The sequence below is a fragment of the Moorena sp. SIO4G3 genome, from assembly GCF_010692305.1.
Taxonomy (GTDB): Bacteria; Cyanobacteriota; Cyanobacteriia; order Cyanobacteriales; family Coleofasciculaceae; genus Moorena; species Moorena producens_A.
Window position 1 is genome coordinate 18,368 of record NZ_JAAHIG010000051.1, and the last position, 19,672, is coordinate 38,039.

Annotated in this window: 13 protein-coding genes and 2 pseudogenes; 13 read left to right on the forward strand and 2 right to left on the reverse strand. The window is 45.1% G+C overall.

The genetic code is table 11. The annotated features are described in order from the left end of the window. Positions 1-9: 9 nt before the first annotated feature. A pseudogene (locus tag F6J99_RS12430) lies at positions 10-2,670 on the reverse strand (phycobilisome rod-core linker polypeptide); the annotation flags it as partial. Between the two features lie 388 nt (positions 2,671-3,058). Here F6J99_RS12430 and F6J99_RS12435 point away from each other — a divergent pair. The 5 genes from F6J99_RS12435 to F6J99_RS12455 all read left to right on the forward strand — a co-directional run bounded on the left by F6J99_RS12435 (position 3,059) and on the right by F6J99_RS12455 (position 7,002). Continuing rightward, entirely contained in the window at positions 3,059-4,267 is a 1,209-nt protein-coding gene (locus tag F6J99_RS12435; RefSeq protein ID WP_293113179.1) for a class I SAM-dependent methyltransferase, read from the forward strand. Positions 4,268-4,276: 9 nt separating this feature from the next. Beyond that, positions 4,277-4,474, forward strand: a complete 198-nt coding sequence (locus tag F6J99_RS12440) for a hypothetical protein (protein WP_293113180.1) — start codon at positions 4,277-4,279, stop codon at positions 4,472-4,474. A gap of 265 nt (positions 4,475-4,739) precedes the next feature. Then, positions 4,740-5,705, forward strand: coding sequence for a glycosyltransferase (locus F6J99_RS12445; RefSeq protein WP_293113181.1), 966 nt, complete (start codon positions 4,740-4,742; stop codon positions 5,703-5,705). Between the two features lie 158 nt (positions 5,706-5,863). Continuing rightward, entirely contained in the window at positions 5,864-6,595 is a 732-nt protein-coding gene (locus tag F6J99_RS12450) for a response regulator transcription factor (RefSeq protein WP_365973188.1), read from the forward strand. A gap of 155 nt (positions 6,596-6,750) precedes the next feature. Next, positions 6,751-7,002 (forward strand): hypothetical protein, encoded by a 252-nt coding sequence (locus F6J99_RS12455; protein ID WP_293113182.1) that lies wholly within the window; start codon positions 6,751-6,753, stop codon positions 7,000-7,002. Between the two features lie 60 nt (positions 7,003-7,062). On the opposite strand, the gene F6J99_RS12460 is transcribed toward F6J99_RS12455, so the two are convergent. Continuing rightward, on the reverse strand, positions 7,063-8,289 hold the full coding sequence (locus tag F6J99_RS12460) for a transposase (RefSeq protein WP_293113183.1): 1,227 nt from the start codon (positions 8,287-8,289) through the stop codon (positions 7,063-7,065). Between the two features lie 398 nt (positions 8,290-8,687). On the opposite strand from F6J99_RS12460, the gene F6J99_RS12465 reads away from it, so the two are divergent. The 8 genes and pseudogenes from F6J99_RS12465 to F6J99_RS12500 all read left to right on the forward strand — a co-directional run. Further along, positions 8,688-8,951 (forward strand): class I SAM-dependent methyltransferase, encoded by a 264-nt coding sequence (locus F6J99_RS12465; RefSeq protein WP_293113184.1) that lies wholly within the window; start codon positions 8,688-8,690, stop codon positions 8,949-8,951. Between the two features lie 18 nt (positions 8,952-8,969). Then, positions 8,970-9,287: a hypothetical protein gene (locus F6J99_RS12470; protein ID WP_293113185.1), complete on the forward strand. Its 318-nt coding sequence runs from the start codon at positions 8,970-8,972 to the stop codon at positions 9,285-9,287. A 294-nt stretch (positions 9,288-9,581) separates the two neighbouring features. Next, positions 9,582-11,300, forward strand: a complete 1,719-nt coding sequence (locus F6J99_RS12475; protein WP_293113186.1) for an MFS transporter — start codon at positions 9,582-9,584, stop codon at positions 11,298-11,300. Positions 11,301-11,406: 106 nt separating this feature from the next. Then, positions 11,407-11,775 (forward strand): AbgT family transporter, encoded by a 369-nt coding sequence (locus F6J99_RS12480; RefSeq protein ID WP_293113190.1) that lies wholly within the window; start codon positions 11,407-11,409, stop codon positions 11,773-11,775. Further along, positions 11,750-12,217 (forward strand): annotated as a pseudogene (locus F6J99_RS12485) (AbgT family transporter). Before F6J99_RS12480 ends, F6J99_RS12485 begins: the two are co-directional and overlap by 26 nt. A gap of 648 nt (positions 12,218-12,865) precedes the next feature. After that, positions 12,866-12,988 (forward strand): hypothetical protein, encoded by a 123-nt coding sequence (locus F6J99_RS12490; protein ID WP_008180130.1) that lies wholly within the window; start codon positions 12,866-12,868, stop codon positions 12,986-12,988. A gap of 728 nt (positions 12,989-13,716) precedes the next feature. Next, positions 13,717-14,835 (forward strand): tetratricopeptide repeat protein, encoded by a 1,119-nt coding sequence (locus F6J99_RS12495; protein WP_293113187.1) that lies wholly within the window; start codon positions 13,717-13,719, stop codon positions 14,833-14,835. 357 nt (positions 14,836-15,192) lie between these two features. Beyond that, on the forward strand, positions 15,193-19,672 hold a 4,480-nt coding region (locus F6J99_RS12500), incomplete at its 3' end, for a filamentous hemagglutinin N-terminal domain-containing protein (protein ID WP_293113188.1).

Here is a 19,672-nt window from a genome sequence, read left to right on the forward strand (position 1 = left end):
GCGAGGCTCGACTGGATCAAAGCTTGGTACCACCACATCAGTATTCTGCTTGGTCTGCTGATTATACAGCTTCTCGGTGTTCGGGAAATTAGCAGCTGGTAAGGTGGGGAAGCGGCGGTACGGAACGGTATCTTCTCCAAATGCCTGAGCATATTCCATGCCATTGACCATTGCCCCAATAAAGCTCCGAATGCCTTCAGAGGCTAGAATTGCGTTGTAGGTCTGGATTTCCTTCTGAGTTAAGGGGGCACGTCCTAGGAAGTGCTTGGTACCCAGCTCAATCACCTTGGTGTTGGGGTAGGGGGTGTAGAACTCTTTGATGTAGAGATCAGAACAACCTAAGCCTTCAATAAACTCCTTGAGATTAATTTCGCCATTGCTCAGTCGGCTTTCGAGGGAGGTGAATGCTGCTTTGATCAGATAGGGTTCAAGATCCCGCTCAAATATTTGCCGATAAGCTGCTCCAATCAGGACTTTCAAGGCTGGCTTATCATTAAGGTCAATCAGCTTAAAGATCTTGGTTTGTTCACGCTGTACACTGACCCCCTGATTAATCCGGAATTCAACTTCCGGTTCGGTGAGCATGTCTTTGCCCATACCCAGCTCAACAAAGCGAGGTACTTTCTCCTCAGCCATGATTGCCATTGCTGATGTCACGCTACCAGACACTCCGGTGCGCATTTTTAAACCAGCTGCCGTCACATAGCGCTCATAGGGAACCGTATCTTCCCCAAATGCCTCAGAGTACTCTTTGGTGTTGACAATTGCCTCTACTACACCGTAGAAACCTTTTTTATAGGCAACATCATAGTAACTGTTCATCTCGGAGCGCCCATAGCTAGGACGACCGAGCAAACGTCGGTGGATATATTCTATTGCCTTGACCACATACAATGGTGTCCAGTAACGTTTGCGGAAACCATCAGACTTAGCCAGCATTAGGATAAACTCGCGGACGGTAATTTCACCGTTTTCCAGCCGAGCTTCCCCTGAAGTCAGCCGTTCCCCTTCATAGGGCATAAAGCCAAAGACTTGAAGGTAACAGGCACGAATTACCCTTTGAGTAGAGCTTTCGGCAAATTTGATACTCTTGTCTTGTGTACTAGGGATCTGATCAAGGCGGATCACCTTAGAGCCAAGGGAACCGGGGAACATACCCCTTGCCCCTGGATTACTATTTTGGTTGTTGATCCCTGGTCCTTGGTGGATCAGCAGGCGTTTAGTATCTTTGCCAAAGAGAGCGGGGGTGGTAGTAGGATTCCGGGTTTCTTTCGGGAAAATTGCCCCAAACTGAATTTCCAAGGAGTCATTACCAGAACCATAGACATGTTGGTCAGGCAGGGGTTGCTCGTACTTGGCAAAGGTATTGAGGAACTGGGCATCCTTACGGAAGGGAGCACTATAGCGCAATAAATCTTGCTGCATCCCCCAGTTGCGGCATTCTTGAGCCTCTTGACCATAACCCCTCAGATAGGGAACCGTTTCTTCGGCAAAGTAATCCGAGTATTCCTCAGAATCCACCAGGGCATCTACTAGAGCGGGTAAACCACCATCGGAAACAATGGAGAAGTAGCTTTGCACTTCTTCCCTTGAAGATGGACCCCTACCTAGGAAATGACGGAAAGCTAGTTCTAAGGCCCGACTATTGATAAAAGGTTCAAAGAATTGCTTCCGGTATAGTTCAGATTTGCCCAAACGGCGAACAAACTCCTTCATGGAAATGTTCCCGTTTTTAACTAGAGATTCTAGATAAGAAATTGACAAACCGTAGGCGCGGGTAATGTCACGCTCAAAGATTTGCCGGTAGGCAGCTTTAACTACCTCAGTTTTTTCTGAGGATGACAGACCGGGCTTCATCACAAACTTAGGACGCCGCTCGGCTGCATTAAAGTAACTTTGGGGCAATTGCAGCCCTTGTTGGTCTATCGAAGGCCGTTGCCGCAGTTTATCGGAGGGTGTAGCAGCTTTAAATTCGTTCAGGGTAATGTCAAAGTACTGGGCAACAATCTCCTGTGCCGACTGATCACCTTTGAAATAATCTAGTGAAGCCGCCCGCATTCCCTGGATTGCCACGATGGTGGCATCAGCTGAACAAGCATTTTCAATGACTTCCCGCAAACCTCGAACATTAACTACTAGGATGTTGGGATCACCAGCAACAATGGCGTAAGTGATATAGCGCAACATCCAAGATAGGTCCCGCAAGGACTTTTGCATATTCCTCGGGCCATAGCGGTTGATGTCGATGGGACGGAAACCTGGTGGGGTTGGTCCAGTCGGAGAACTAAACAGAGCGCGGAAGCCCGAAAATAATCCACCTCCACTCTCGACAAAGGTACTAGTCCCCAAGGTTTTGGTGTCGGGAACCCCTGTAGCTCCAGCCCCTACTAGGGCAGGTTCTTCCTTAGGCTTTTCCAGGAAAGCCATTGGGGAACCACCCACGAAAATCCGATTAGCCGCCTTGGATACGATTAGGTCTGAGTTTTTGGTGAGCAGATCAGCAATTGCTAAACGCTGTTCTCCAGAACGGAAGTAATCCAGTAGCTCGTTGATCTCTCCATTTCCTAAGAATCGGTCTTGCTGCTCTGCTTGGATAATGGTTGCAGATGGGACAGTTTGATAGAGTTGCACAGGAGCAACTGAGCTTCCACCACTTGCCTTGACACTCATTGGTTTGTTAAAGCTCCTAAATTTTTATGCTGTCATTGCGAACTTATGCCGCAGTTAATAAACACGTTTTAGACACCCATTTGGTAGGTAGGCATTTGGTGTTAGTCCTATCCAATCTCACTTTGGAGCAAGGGATAAGGATAATCTACTAAGGGAGTAGGTTCCATAGTATTTCTCACAGAATTTGCCAAAATGGATGTCATTGCTAAACTCAACTAGCTTTTAGATTAAAACTTTTCTGATCTCTACGGTTTATTTATTAAGAATTGTATAGAATTTAGGGGATCAAGTTCAGGATTGATGGCCATTGATCCCAGTAAACCCTCGAAATTATACTTTATTTTCGTAAAAAATTTCTCCGAATAATTAACTTTTGTAAAGTTTTGTGATGAAAACCTCTCAAGAAACCGCTGCTGCCGTTGAGCGCCTCTACGATACCTACCCTTTTCCCCCAGAACCCTTACTCGATGAGCCACCTCCTGGATACAACTGGCGCTGGAATTGGCGAGCTGCTTATAGTTTTTGTACTGGGCAAACACCCCAAAGAGAGGAGATTCGGATTCTAGATGCTGGTTGTGGGACGGGGGTAGGCACAGAGTATCTAGTTCACCTCAATCCCCAAGCCTCAGTAGTGGGGATTGATCTTAGTGCTGGGGCCTTGAAGGTAGCCCAGGAACGCTGTCGCCGCTCAGGTGCTGATCGGGTCGAGTTTCATCACCTGAGCTTATACGATGTTGAGCAAATCGAGGGTCAGTTCGATCTAATTAACTGTGTGGGAGTGTTACATCACTTGCCAGACCCGATTCGTGGAATTCAATCGATAGCTAAGAAACTAGCACCAGGGGGCTTATTTCATATCTTTGTCTATGCTGAATTAGGACGCTGGGAAATCCAGTTGATGCAGCAAGCGATCGCACTTTTGCAGGGTCAAAAGCAGGGAGACTACCAGGATGGGGTCAAGGTCGGTCGTCAATTATTTGAAGCGCTACCAGAAAAAAACCGAATTGTCAAGCGAGACCGGGAACGCTGGGCTTTGGAAAACCATCAGGATGAATGCTTCGCGGATATGTACGTTCATCCCCAAGAAATTGACTATAACATTGAAACCCTATTTGAACTAATTGATGCTGCTGGCTTAGAGTTTCTTGGGTTTTCTAATCCCCGCTACTGGCAGAAAGAGCGCTTATTTGGCAAGAATCCAGAGTTAATGGCACGCTCAGAAGGTCTGAGTGAACGGGAGCTATATCGGTTAATTGAATTATTAGATCCGGAACTAACTCACTATGAGTTTTTCTTGACCCGTCCTCCCTTAGAGCGGGTAGATTGGTCAGAAGATAACGACCTGTTAGCCGCAATTCCAGAACGCCACCCTTGTATGACCGGTTGGCCAAGTAAGTCCCTATTTGACTATGATTACCAGCTGGTTAAGCTATCAGACGAGGAATTTACGTTTCTCGAAGCCTGTGACCAGAATGGTAGCTCACCCGACAACTCATCCCAATCCCAAACCGTAGCAGAAATTATCAAGCATGTTAACGTCGATTTAGATGGAGTGCGATCGCTACTCCAACGCCAGTTGATTATGCTCAATCATTGATAGTTGATAATGCAAGCATTCAGCTATCAGCTATCAGCCGTCAGCTTTGTGGAACAGGCTTCTAGCCTGTCAGGTGAGTTCACTCAGAAGTCAGCAGTCAGCGGTCAGCGGTCAGCTTTGTGGAACAGGCTTCTAGCCTGTCAGGTGAGTTCACTCAGAAGTCAGCAGTCAGCGGTCAGCGGTCAGCTTTGTGGAACAGGCTTCTAGCCTGTCAGGTGAGTTCACTCAGATTAAACCAATGCTTACCTGTTGTATTCAAAAGCGGTCAGCGGTCAGCGGTCAGCTTTGTGGAACAGGCTTCTAGCCTGTCAGGTGAGTTCACTCAGATTAAACCAATGCTTACCTGTTGTATTCAAAAGCTGATAACTGATAGCTGATAGCTGATAGCTGATAGCTGATAGCTGATAGCTGATAGCTGATAACTGATAGCTCCATCCCTGTTCCCTGTTCCCTGTTCCCTGTTCCCTATCAGATGACAAATGACAAATGCTTGCCCAAGGTTTCAGTAGTTGTACCAATCTACAACGGTGAAGCAGATTTACCAGAGTTAGTCCGTTGTTTACAGGCACAGACCTATCCCACTGACCAAGTAGAGTATCTGTTAGTGGATAATAATAGCAGCGATCGCACTGCCTCACTAATCGAAACTGCCGTTACTAAGGGAGCATCTGATGGCATAACCTTCCACTACATCCTAGAAGACCAGATTCAAAGCTCCTATGCAGCCCGTAACAAAGGAATTCGAGCAGCTAAGGGGGAAATAATTGCCTTTACTGATGCAGACTGTCGTCCCCAACCCCATTGGTTAGCAGACCTGGTCTCACCCTTTACCAATCTCAGTATTGGTATCGTTGCGGGTCAAATCATCGGGTTGCCCGGTAAAACCTGGCTAGAAAAACACGCTGAGTACCATAATGTTCTATCTCAGGAACATACCTTAAACAATTCTTATTGTCCCTACGGTCAAACCGCTAACCTAGCAATCCGACGGCAAGCATTCGAGGAAGTGGGATTGTTCCGTCCTTACCTGACCACTGGTGGTGATGCTGATATCTGCTGGCGTATTCAAAAGCAAAGCAACTGGCAATTACTCCTTGCTCCAACTGCAATAGTGGAGCACCGACACCGTTCCACTTTTCGGGAGTATCACAGTCAATGGCATCGCTATGGTCGCTCTAACCGTTACTTACATCAGCTCCATGGTGTGCCGTTGATGCGGGATATTCCACCAAAGGAATATCTGTATCGGATCAGTCGTTGGTTGCTGAAAGAACTACCGCGCAATAGTATTAATGCGATCGCAGGCAAAACCGATCCCATTGAGTTAATCAGCACACCGATTGGTCTGTTTGGAACTTGGGCAAGGGCAAAGGGACAACAGGAAGCCCGGCTGCCAGACAAAGCTGATCAAATTGAGTGGCTTTCCCATGGAAGCTGATAGCTGCATCCCGATTCCAGTTCCCCTCTTGGGAGGGGTTAGGGGTGGGTTCCGATTCCCGATTCCCGATTAATCACAAATCACTTATTATAAGTAAATTACGCTACATTGGGCTACACTACGCTACACTAAGGGTAGTACGGGTTAAGGAAGTAGCGATGTCAGCAAAGCTCTTAAACGAAGTAGGGGTTAAGGAAGTAGCGATGTCAGCAAAACTTTTATTGGTAGATGACGAACCAGGAGTAAGGGACGCGGTCAAAGAGTATTTGACAGAATTTGGTTTTACCGTACAGGTTGCCAGCAATGCTAATGATGCTTGGCAGATGTTACAGCAAAACACACCCGAGCTAGTAATTTCTGACATCATGATGCCTAAAGTAGATGGGTATCAATTCCTACAGCAGCTTCGAGATGACCCCCGTTTTAAAGCACTGCCAGTGGTGTTTCTGACCGCCCGTGGTATGACTTCAGATCGAATTCAGGGTTATCAAGCCGGTTGTGATGCGTACCTACCGAAGCCCTTTGATCCAGATGAATTAGTCGCTATTGTTAAAAACCTTTTGGAGCGTCGCGCTGCTAACTCTGAAGATAGTGTAGGTAGTACAGAGCTTGAGAAGATAGCCAAGCAGGTGGCTGAAATTCGGGCAATGTTAGACCAGAAGCATGGGATTGTCCAAACTCCTCCACCCTTGCGGATTGATTTTACAGCTAGAGAGCAGAGTGTTTTAGATTTGGTTGCCCAAGGGCTAATGAATAAAGAAATTGCCCGACGTTTAGAGACTAGCGTTCGTAATGTTGAGAAATACGTTAGTCGTTTGTTTAGCAAAACCGGAACTAATAGCCGTACTGAGTTAGTTCGCTATGCTTTGGAACATGGTTTAACTAAGTGAAGGTTTAGCCTATCCTTAGGAACAGCACAAACAGGATTGTCCATCGTGGGATGGGGTTAACTACGCTTGGGGATTTGCGATCGCAAATCGTTTAGAAGTGTTGAGGAATCCAAGGTAAAATAACTCAATACAAATCTAGACAGAGTGAGACAGCAATGACTCCACAAAAGTCCTTGGCTACATCAGCCCAGGCTGCTTATGATCTTGTGGGTAAGTACAACCAGGATCAGATTAACGGTTTTGATGAAGACTTTTTGACATCGTTTGTCGAGCTTCTAGACCTGGAAAATGCTCAGAATGTACTTGACGCAATGGGCGGAGATGGAAACCTCACCTGCCGCATGATCAACTACTGTTTAGATCGTAACATTAATGTTCCGTTAATCACCTTACTTGAATATTCGTGACATACTCCCAACGTTGCCCTAACGGGACAACGCGGGCTTCTTGCCAACACCACCCAACGGTTAGGTTACTCGGCAAGCTTTACTGCTGACGGGATGCCCCACCGCCAAATTCAATATATTTTTAGCTGCATTAACATCCCTGTCTTCTGTGTAACCACAATGAGGACAGGAATGAATGCGGTCTTTTAGTTTCTTGGGAACTTTTTTTCCGCAATTAGAGCAGTTCTGGCTGGTATTTCTAGGATTAACTGCTTTCGTTATCAACCCAGCATTTAAGGCCGTAGGCCACGCTACGCGAACGGCTTTGATTGACAATATAGTAAGGAATTGCCCCCAACCAGCGTCTAGAACTGACTTAGCCATTCTAGTCTTGGCCAAACCTTTGATATTCAGTTTTTCGTGAGCTACTAGATTCGCCGAAGGCGACGCTACGCGAACGTGATTATCTAGTAAGCCCTTAACCGTCTTGAAATGGAAATCTTTTCGAGTATCAGCTACCTTTTTATGGGCCACCCCTAATTTCGTTACAGCCTTTTTTCGATTGTTGCTGCCTTTTCTGGAGCGGCTAACAGCTTTTTGGATTTTCTTAAGCCGTTTCTGGGCTTTTCGGTAATACTGAGGGATTTCAATCTCTGAACCATCAGACTTAATCAAGAATGATTTAAGACCCATGTCAATTCCGATCGGACTAGATATCTGATCAACTGGAATAATATTGGGAACAGTGTCATCCTGAACAGACAGTGTGATATAGATTCCGTCAGCTTTATTGGTAACGGTAGCAGTCTTGATTTTAAAACCTTCAGGAATTGGCCTGTGATAGATCATTTTAACCCAACCAAATTTAGGTAATTTTAATTGATTGCCTTTGATTGGATCTTTTCCTAAAGACGGAAAGGTCAAGGAACGATACCGCCCTTTACCTTTAAAACGAGGTCTGCCGCTCCTCTTTCCTTTAGAATCTCCTTTTAGCCATCTTTTAAAAGCTAGATCTACTCGTTTAACACAATCCTGTAAAACGTGAGCATGAAGATCTGCGTACCAAGGTCTATCCTTCTTGAGTCCAGGCAGTGTCCTCTTTTGAGAGAAATAATCTGGGTTCTCTCTTAATTCTGGTAAATGACAAACAAGAGGGCAGGAGTTAACGGAACAGCGGTTCTGTTCATACCAGTTGAAGCGATCGGCCAATAGGTAATTATATTGATGCCTTAACATGTCTAGCCATCGATCTAATTCCACGACTTGCTTTTTTGTTAATCTCAGCCTGTACTGATATGCCGATCTCATTGTTGCCCTCTTGTTTTCGACCTATTATTAGAGTAGCAAGCGTAGTTACAATTGTCAATGCAAAAATGAAAGATAAGACTATAATGATCAGGTTGACTAATTTTGAAAAACAGCAACTAAAACAGGAGGCCGACCGCCGGGGGATGACTTCCTCTGAGTTACTAAGAAGCTTGATAGCTCGCTTCCCTGAACCAAAAAAATCCTAGTTGGTGATTCCGTTCTACTCCATCACCGGGCTATCCTTCCTAGAGACGAAACCTTAGGATAGTGGAGCCTTTATGGTTGGTCGGTTATGCATAAAAGGGTTAAAACTTTATGATTAAGGCTCCACTATCCTTACGGTAACTTTGAGACGCCCACCTTTCAGGTAGGGCGCGGGGCTGTCGCCCAAAAGCTCAGTGCAGACCGAGCTTGCACGCACTGCTATTGATTCGGATCAAGTTGCGATCATCCATGGGGATGTGCTCTCTATAACAGACTTACAGTCTGGTGAAAAGCTACCTGAAAATTCCTTTGATCGGGTTGTGATCAAGAGCGGTACCCACGAAATTCCCCTCGACAAACAACATCAGCTCTACAGCAGTGTCTTTCAAATACTCAAACCCGGTGGATTATTTATCAATCTCGGCTTTCTTTTTGATGATGTCCAGGAACGAGATTAATTTGTAGAGATTACGAAAGTGAAGGATCGCCTGATTGGTGCAATGGATGCCGTTGCCAATCGCTATTTTCTGATGGGCGAGGAATTGTATAGATTTCTCGATCTAGCTGGTTTCAAAGAGGCTAAAGGACACAGGTTCTTTGAGTATGTTATCCGCTCAGAGATTGTTGAGAAAGAATATTTCTCACAGCCAAAATTGAACAACGCGATGGTTGAACTCCGGGCTGCCCAAGAGCGAGCCACGACACTGCGGAACCATGGACGTATATTATTAGAGGCAAATCGCAGTACCATGCGTCTTCCTGGAGAAATAACCATTGCGGTCAAGCCCCAGTAGCAGAGCACTCAGAGTGTCAATTAAATGGTGTACAATACTCCCGTATGTTATACGCTTTTTCTAATGGGAGGTTAAATGTGCTTGATATAGAACAGGATGCTCGCTAGTGGATTTAGATTTGTGTTAGTCCCTATAGTGACAAAAATGCTCGCTTAACTAACACCTGAGCATTACAGATATCTAAACTTGAGATAGCAGTATATGCAAGGTATTAGGTGTTAGGTGTTTAAAAAAAACATCAACAGAAAACCTAATACGTAATACCTAATATCTAACACCTAGACTTAGACTCTAATGGCTAAATCCAGCAATACACTCTTTGTTATCTCTCTGAGCGCCTTTACAAACCTGATCGGATTTGGCATTGTTATTCCGCTTCTGCCCTTCTATGCTAAATCCTTCGGCGCTTCCGCCAGTACAATAACCCTGCTGTTTAGTGTTTATGCTCTAGCCAGCTTCGTTACAACGCTATTTTTAGGTAGCCTAAGCGATCGCGTTGGGCGACGGCCTTTACTACTCCTGAGCTTAGCTGGAAGTGCGATCGCTTATCTTTGGTTTGCCTTAGCGAACTCCCTCATTACCTTGTTTTTGGCTCGAGCACTAGCAGGTGCCATGAGCTATAGCATCGTGATTGCCCAAGCCTATGTTGGTGATATCACGACCCCAGAAAATCGTAGTAAAGGTATGGGAATTCTAGGGGCTGCCTTAGGACTTGGCTTCACCTTGGGACCTGCCCTTTCTGGTGTTTTAGTGGGGTTAGGGGGAGATAACCCAAACCTCCGATTGCCACTCTTCATAGCAGCCTTATTTTCTTTTGTTGCCTTCTTATTAGCTTGGAAATTTTTACCAGTTTCCCAGTCTAAATCTGCACCATCAAGTCATTCTAAGAAGCCCCAATCTAAAGCAGAGACTTTTAATCTTTGGCTTGTGATCAAGGAAAACCCTATTATTGCTTTTTTGATTAGCCTCGGGTTCTTTCTAAGATTTGGCCTATTTATTACCCAAACAATTTTAGCCCTGTGGTTAAACGACATTTGGGGATGGAGTGCTGAACACACTGGGTATGCCTTTCTTTTGCTTGGCTTGGTCACGGTAGTTACTCAAGGGATTTTAATTGGGCCGATTGTCAAAACCTTGGGAGAGGTGAATATGCTGATCCTGGGACTCGGTATTACAGTAGTTGCATTCGTCTCCTTTCCTTTGGCTAAACACCTTTATGTGCTACTTTTTACATTGGTACTTCTGGGTTTTGGGGACTCCCTGTTTCGGCCCTCTCTGGGTAGCTTATTGTCCCAGGCTGCAGGCACCAAATACCAAGGAAGCGTGCTAGGTGCTGCCCAGTCTTTAACCCCTCTAGGTGCCATTGCTGGACCCTTCGTCTCTGGATTACTGTTTGAGTACGTTAACCCTGGTGCCCCTTTTATCGCGAGTGCGCTGTTATTTGGGAGTCAGATTGTTTTAGCCTGGATATGGTTGAGGGGATCAAATTTATCCAATGCCATGAGTCAACGCCGTCAGCGCAAACTAAAACGATTATTTAAAATGCTGGACTACGATGGCAATGGTGCCATTGAACCCCAAGACTTTGAAAAAACAGTGGCATCATTGGCAGACATTCGAGGGTGGTCAAAACAATCCCAAGAGTATCAGCTGATGGCCAGTTCCTGGCTTGGTTTTGGTCAGCGTTTGCTGGAGTTGGCGGATGCCAATGGAGACGGAAAAATTGAATTACACGAATGGTTAGATTACCTCGCTAAGCGCTTTGATCATGGTTTTGCAGATGCCTTTTTACAATTGATGGATGTCAATTTAGATGGAGAGATAGCAGTAGAAGAGCTAACCGCATTTTATAAAACCTATAATATTGACGTTAGTGAAATCTCTAATAACTTCCAGCGCTTAGACCTCAATCAAGATGGCTCGATTTCCAGAACTGAAATGGGAGAGTTGTTTGATCAGTTCCTCTACAGCGAAGAAGAGCTAGAAATGGGTAGTTGGCTATTTCCTGGCTAACTGAAGCAGAAATTATCAACAATTTTTCTACTCCTATACCAGTGAATTTAGATCCTCTAAACACCTATGGCAAGTAATCTGAAAAAAAAACTTCATTGCTTCTATCCTGCAAAGCGTTGAAAACATCGGTAACCGTCTGCCTGATCCTGTCACGATCTTTATTGTTCTGTGTTTTACTATTGTTATTTTAAGTGCGATCGCAAGTGTTATGGGGGTGTCAGTCACTCATCCAGCAACCCAAGAAACCATCGAGGCAATTTCTATCCTGACCCCAGACGGAATTCGTCGCATTGTCAGTAAGGCTGTGACTAATTTTGTTTCCTTTCCACCATTGGGAACTGTATTAGTGGCAGTTTTGGGATTTGGAGTGGCCGAATATACAGGATTTATAGCTGCAATTCTGCGGCAGGGAGTTTTAATTGCACCAGCCCAGTGTCCTGGCATTTTTCATGGCTCAATTTGTTGCTTATTTTAGTTGGTCAAACTTAGGAATTATCGTCGCAATTTCGGGAGCATAATTGTTACAAAAAACCGGATTAACAGGAATTCCTTTGCTGTTGGGTCTGATTTTTTTCACTGGATTCATTAATCTGTTTATTGGTTCCGCTTCGGGGAAGTGGGCAATTATGGCACCTGTTTTTGTTCCGATGTTAATGTTGTTGGGCTATGCTCCAGAGCTTACTCAATTAGTTTATCGGATTGGGGATTCTAGCACAAATATGATTACGCCGCTGTTGCCCTATTTTCCGATTATTGTGGCTTATGGCCAAAAATATGATAAAAATTTGGGTTTAGGAACGTTGATTGCGATGATGTTGCCCTATTCATTAGCTTTTCTTCTTGGATGGTCAATTCTTTTCATCTTGTGGTTATTTTTGGGATTACCTTGGGGACCTGCAGTGTCTACTTATTTGTAATTACCAATGGAGATGAAAAAATTCAATTAGACCCCTCAAATCCTTGAAATCTCCTTCTCTTTTTCTTTACCAAACCTCTCTACAATACCAACTTCTGCACCGCCCCTCGCTTCGCCTCCTCACCCCGTCGGTGATAAGTCCTAATCAATGACAACAGCAAATTGAGCCACACCATAGTGATTTTGCCATGGGATTTTGACCCCTGGCATGCTATGACTCTAAGGTCAGCAATGGCTAAGGCTCTGATCAGCCTCGAGGCTAGGGCGTGTTTTCAAACTCGGAGATCCCCCTAAATCCCCCTTAAAAAAGGGAGACTTTGAGTATGGATCCCCCCTTATTAAGGGGGGCTGGGGGGGTACATAATCTTGCGGAAAACTTTGAAAACATGCCCTAATAAATGGCTCTATTTTCAGGGTCCCTTGAAAGCTCTATCCCTTCTACAGCAAACATTAGAGCCTTGTTGTCATCCTTAAACAACTTTGCCTTAAATCCTATTACCTTCGCCTAAAGAGCAAGGTAGCTCACACTTTAGCCAGTATTAACTTAAGTAAAGTTACGTTAAGATACTTTGCATTTTCTTATCAACCTTGGCAAAAGTTTGTTATCGTTCATTATCGGCATACATAACTTTAAGAAAGGACAACAGACATGAAGACTTCTCAAACTCCCAACCATTTGGGTCAATCAGTGGCTTTAGGTCTTGTTTTGGTCGTAGCCAGTGTTGGTATTTTCATCCTGATGATGGTTCAAAGTGGTGCTTTGCAGTCTTAATATTCGTTATCGATCAGGCTTGCCATCCCTGGTTCAACTTTTCCTGAAAGGAAAAAAGCCCACCTATAGCGCTATAGGTGGGTCTTGACACTCCCCGGTCTAAAGACGCGGGGATTCCTAGATCAACGAGCCGCCTTAAACCGCCGTGTTCCAATCTTTGACGCCGCCAAAAACCGGACAATACTCAACCAAAAATCCGTGAAAACACCAAATTCCCAGTTAATTCACGACAGACCTAGAGGGCAGTTCTCCTTAGGCGTTTGACTACTCGATAGGAAGTGCCTTAAAAAGTCCGTTTTTCTTCCTTTTCGTCTGGTTCCGGTGTGCCCCACCGTACCTTGTTTGATCTCAAGTTTTGTTTTTCTAGGTTCACACGCCAACGGTTAATTGACGGTTGGGTTTTTAAGGAGGAGATTCCCTTCCCTCCGGGCATTACTACTTTGTGGGCGATCAATTGCGGATCTCTCTTCCGGTTGAGCCAACGGTTTTTCAGCCTGTACCCTATACTATAATTATACTCTAGCGCTAGAGAAGTGTCAACCAAAAAGCAGTCCTAGAAGGACGGGGTTTTAGATCCAAGATTTTTGATAAGTTGACCAGAAGCAACCCCGTGGCTTCACCAAACATTAACCAAAATTTATACCGGCTAACCCTTCCCGAATAGGGGGTGTTCATGGTAAAACTCATCAGTAAGTGAACCATCCCAAAAGTACACGACCCTGATGAGTATGAAAACATTGACTTTGCTACAGCAAACTTTGTTCCTCCTTCTTAGCTTATTTTTTTCCGTAGTGGCAACCCCCCTGCCAGAAATTGCTGAAGCAATGCCAACTCTGGTATCTAGCCGACAGCAGTATAATCAACAGCTCAATGACCTTCTCCATCAAGCACGAGAGTTTGTAGATGCAGGTGACTATGAGGAAGCTGTTGCTATTTATAAGGAAGCAGCTGAGCTGGAGCAGGGAAACCCTAAGATTTTTTCGGGCATTGGCTACTTACAGGCAAGTCTGGGCAAATTCCAAGAAGCAGCCGCCGCTTACAAAAAAGCGATCGCACTCGAGCCAGAAAATGCTAATTTCCATTACGCACTGGGTTACAGTCTCGCCAATGCTGGGGACAATGCTGGTGCTGCTACGGCCTATCGTCGTGCCACTAAACTGAACCGAGAGAATATTAACGCCTATTTTGGTTTGGCCATTACCCTGCTACGTCAAAAGGACTATCAAGGCGCTATAGAAACCTATGAAAAAATCCTGGAAATTGAGCCAGACAATCTAACAGTATACCAGTTAATCGGTGCAGCCTGGTTAGAGCAGGAAAATGCTGAAGAAGCCATTAAAGTGTTCCAAAAAGCAGCGGAAATTGCTCCGAACGAAACCAGAATCCAACTAAGTTTGGGCACAGCTTGGTTGATTCATGGGGATGAGATGGCTGGACTGGCGGCTTTTGAAAAAGCGGTGAAATTAGCCCCTCGTAATCCTGACATTCACCTCCAGATCGGTCAAATCCTGGAATCAAAAGGGAATTTATCCAGTGCCCTCAAAGCATTTCGTCGAGCAGTTTCTGCCCAACCTGATTTAGTAGAAGCACAGGAGTACATCGGGAAAATTCTTCTAGCCCAAGAACAATATGTACCAGCAGTAGTAACCTATAGACGTTTAATTGAACTGGCTCCGGAAAATGCCCAAGCTCACTATAACCTAGGAGTTGCCTTGAAAAAACGTTCTCGCGTCACCGAAGCCCTCACTGCTGTGGAAAAAGCCCTAGAACTTTACCAGAGTCAACGGGATAACCAAGGTATTGAGCAGACCGAGTCTCTGCTGAAGCAACTGCAAGAGTTTCTATAAGGATCACCCAGTGAGGGCATCATATCAAGTCCGGATCATTAGCCTTAATCAAAATCTAGCTGATCTGTGCATCTCCCTATCTCCCCATCAATCTCTTTTATTTTTAGTGTTCAACCGGACTTGAGATCAGGGGATAAAACTGCTATGGCTCAAGGTAACTTAAGATTACAAGGTATTCCGCGATCACAATAACGGTACAGAAACTATCAATCCGCACCATTTCCGTAAATTTTTGTTAAAAATAACCTAAAAATTCCGTAAACTGCCTGGCTTCCCCTGAGAAATAATCTAGAGGTCAAGTTCCTTGACTCCTTATAGGTACCTCCAGACAACTAGCTAGTTGTGCAGTAGCAAAAGATGAATAATCGGCAAAGTAAGCCCTCAACCAGAGGGCTAGGGATATTGTGCTTAACTGAAAAAGCCCTAACCCTAATCGGATGGGTGGTGATGGCTTTTTCTGGTAACTATGCCCTAGCCCAGATTACCCCTGACCAAACCTTGGGTAATGAATCGTCAGTGGTAACACCAAATCTAACTATCAGGGGAGAGCCAGGGGACTTGATTGAAGGGGGAGCAGCGCGAGGTAGTAACCTCTTCCACAGCTTTCAAGATTTTAATGTTGGTCAGCTACAGCGGGTTTACTTTGCCAATCCAGCTGGAATCGAGAACATTCTGTCTCGGGTGACCGGAAGTAATATCTCCAACATTCTAGGAACTCTTGGTGTCGATGGTGGAGCGAATCTGTTTTTACTCAATCCCAATGGCATTGTGTTTGGCCAGAATGCCAGGTTGGATGTGGCAGGTTCCTTTTTCGCCAGTACAGCCAATAGTTTAGTGTTCAACAACGGTACAGAATTCAGTGCCACCAATCCAGAAGCCCCCCCTTTATTGAGTATTACTATTACTCCGGGATTGCAGTATGGCTTGAATCAACCCAAACCCAAAATTACTAACGCTGGTTATTTAGTAGTGGGGCAAGACCTAACCCTAGCGGCTGGTCAGCTTGACTTACAAGGTCAACTAATTGCTGGGGGAGATTTGACACTCAATGGAGAAGATACAGTTCAAATACGCGATAGTATCGGGCAACCATTTATTGCCGCTGCTGGCGGTAAGTTATTGATTCAGGGCAATCAAGGGGTGGATATATTTGCCTTGAACCATCCAGACAGTGGTCTTTTTTCCGGTGGGGATCTGGTTTTGCGATCGCAAAATACCGTCGCAGGTGATGCCCACTATTGGACTGGTGGCAGTTTCCGGATTGAACAGCTCGATGGCAGTCTCGGAGATTTATTTAGTCCCGATGACCCGATAATTCGCTCAGTTGGGGATGTTAGTTTCAACAGCTATCTAGGCACCTCCCTACATATCGTGGCAGGGGGAGCAGTAGATATCGGTTTTGTGATCATTACAGGCAATGAAACAGGTACAGAAGGAATAGACTTTATTTCCGAAGCCATTACTTTATCTAATGGCACAGTAGTCGATATTAATGGTCAGGCTGAACCGACTCTTGATGTTCGTGCTGGAGTAGATCCGAATCAAGTTGATCCCCGTGGACTTACAGGCAAGCAATTCCTTGACATTTTCAATGGGGATATCTTTTTTGGCAGACCCACTAGAACCAATACTGCCACCAGTGCAGATATTACAATCGGCACCATCGCTTTTGCTGATGTCAGTATATTTAACTTGAACATATCTCCCAATAATCTGTTGGCAGGAAAGGTTTTGCTCACCAATCAGTACAAGCCTAATCCCTTACTAGCAGGAGATATTGAAGTTTCAGCCACTCTAGGTTCGTTAGTGCCAACTCTGGCCAATCTAGCCATTCAGAACGGTGAACTATCCCAGGGAGGGTCAGTTACTATCGATTCTCGCGGTAGCATTACCCTCAACGGTATAGTTAATACCATTGCTATTCCAAATAATAATCCGTTTAACCCTTTCTCTGGCAATGGCGGTGATGTCACGTTTTTGGCAGATAATAACATCACCCTTAATCCAGGTTCTTTCATTGCTTCTGCTGGAATAGAGGGAGGTAAGATCACCCTCAACAGCGGTAGCAACTTTTTGCTGGATGACTCTGGTGTTGTTACTGTTACAACTGGGGCAGGTGTAGGAGGAAATTTAATTGTCAATGCCCCTGAGTCAGTGACATTAATTAATACAGAAGGGTCAGGCTTCAGCAATTTGGGGGAATTGGTCACGAACTTCACCAATTCCAACTTGGTAGAACGGCTGTTCAGAGTTTTCAATGGGTCTGGCTTGGCAACGGTTACAACTGGACCAGGGGATTCTGGGGACTTAAGCATTAACACCAGAACTTTGAGTATCCGAAACCAAGCCCAAAACCAAGAATCACGGAGTCTAGCTGGAGCTGCTACTGTCACTTTAAGTGGTAGTAGTGGCAATAGTGGAAATTTAACGGTTAACGCTGAGTCAGTAGACATTGTCGGCAACGAAACTGATCCATTTATCCCTACTCCTAACGAACGGCTAGCCTTGGCGATCAGAGCTATTCCCACCGGGTTGACGACTGCTACTAACAGTACTGGTAAGGCAGGCGACTTAACCATTAATACCCAACGTTTAACGGTTCAGAATGGAGCTGGAGTAACCACAGCAACTGTTAGGAGAAGGCTAGAAAACGCAAAAGGTGGGGGGAATTTAACCATAAATGCCACTGAGTCAGTGACATTGTCGGGCAAGGTTACCTTGGCTACCGCTACCTTGAACTCAGGTAATGCCGGTGAGTTAAAGGTCAATACACCCACATTGACTCTAGAGAAGGGAGCGGTGATTGCTGCTGATACCACTGGTTCAGGGAATGCTGGAAACTTAACGATTAAAACCGACCAACTGTTAGTACGTGATGGCTCCAGAATTGGCGCAGCAACCGGAAATAGTGGTACCGGAGCCAATATAACAGTCATGGCTTCGGAAGTAGAGTTAGTTGGCACTGCTGTCGATGATGAGAATACTGTAGTTCCTAGTGGAATATTCGCTAACTCTCAATTCATTAACAATGAAAGAAATGAACTTGGCGATGCTGGAAGCATTAACATTAATACAAAAACGTTGATTGTCCGGGATGGGGCAGTTGTATCGAGTTCTACCGAAGGCGCTGGGGCTGGTGGAACGATCACGATTACTACCCCAGACTTGACACTCCAGGATCAAGGGCAGATTTCTGCATCTACCTCTGGTAAAGGAAGGTCTGGAAGCATTGTTGTTGAAAATGCTGACTCTGTCCAGCTTGCTGACAACAGCTCAATTTCAACGGAGGTAAAGGCTGGTGCAGAGGTAAACCCTAGCCCAGGGGAGGAAGTGGGTAAGATTGCTATTAAAACGCGTACGCTTTCCTTAACCAATGACTCTGACATAACTGCCAGCACTTCTGGGAAAGGGGATGCCGGTAGTATCTTCATACAAGAGGCTCAACATGTTGACCTTGATAGCAATAGTTCCATATCCACAGCAGTCAATACTGGAGCAGATGGTAGTGGTGGGGATATTGATATTGAAACCAAGTCTCTATCCCTAGATCAGACCTCGACAATTGAAGCCAGTACTGCCGGTACCGGAGATGCCGGTAGTATCACCATCCCAGATGCTGATTCGGTTAACCTTGATCGGAATAGTTCTATTTCCACCGCAGTAAACCCTGGAGCAGTTGGCAATGGTGGGGATATTGATCTAAAAACGCGTACGCTTACATTAAATGAATCTCAAATAACTGCCAGTACTGATGCTCAGGGAAATGCCGGTAGTATAGTTGTCAAAAATGCCGATTCAGTAACCCTTAATCGGAATAGTTCGATCTCTACAGAGGTTAAGAAAGGTGCAATTGTCCAAAAAGACAACAATATTGATATTGACAGCAATATTGATATTAAAACGCGTACGCTTACATTAAATGACTCTGACATCACTGCCAGCACCTCTGGAATAGGGGATGCCGGTAGTATCAAAATACAAGAGGCTCAACAGGTTAACCTTAATCGGAATAGTTCGATTTCCACAGCAGTAAATACTGGTGCAGATGGCAATGGTGGTAATGTCGATATTGAAACCAAGTCCCTAGCTCTAGATAACACCTCGACCATTGAAGCGAGTACTGCCGGGAACGGAAATGCCGGTAGTATCACCATCCCAGATGCTGATTCGGTTAACCTGAATCGGAATAGTTCCATATCCACAGCAGTAAACTCTGGTGCAGTTGCCAAAAAACCCAGCAATATTGCGATTAAAACGCGTACGCTTACCCTAACCAATGACTCTGACATCACTGCCAGCACCTCTGGGGAAGGGGATGCCGGTAGTATCACAATACAAGAGGCTCAACGGGTTAACCTTGATCGGAACAGTTCCATTTCCACAGCGGTAAATACTGGAGCAGATGGCAATGGTGGTAATGTCAATATTGAAACCAAGTCTCTATCCCTAGATAATCAGTCGAAAATCCTAGCCAGCACCACTGGGGAAGGGGATGCCGGTAGTATCACCATCCCAGATGGTGATTCGGTTAACCTGAATCGGAATAGTTCCATATCCACCGCAGTAAACTCTGGTGCAGTTGCCAAAAAACCTAGCAATATAGATCTAAAAACGCGTACGCTTACTTTAAACAATCAATCTAACATAACTGCCAGCACCTCTGGGCAAGGGAATGCTGGTAGTATCACCATAAAAGAGGCTCAACAGGTTGACCTGAATCGGAATAGTTCGATATCCACAGCGGTAAATACTGGAGCAGAGGGCAAGGGTGGTGATGTGGAAATTGAAACCAAGTCTCTAGCCCTAGATCAGACCTCGACCATTGAAGCCAGTACTA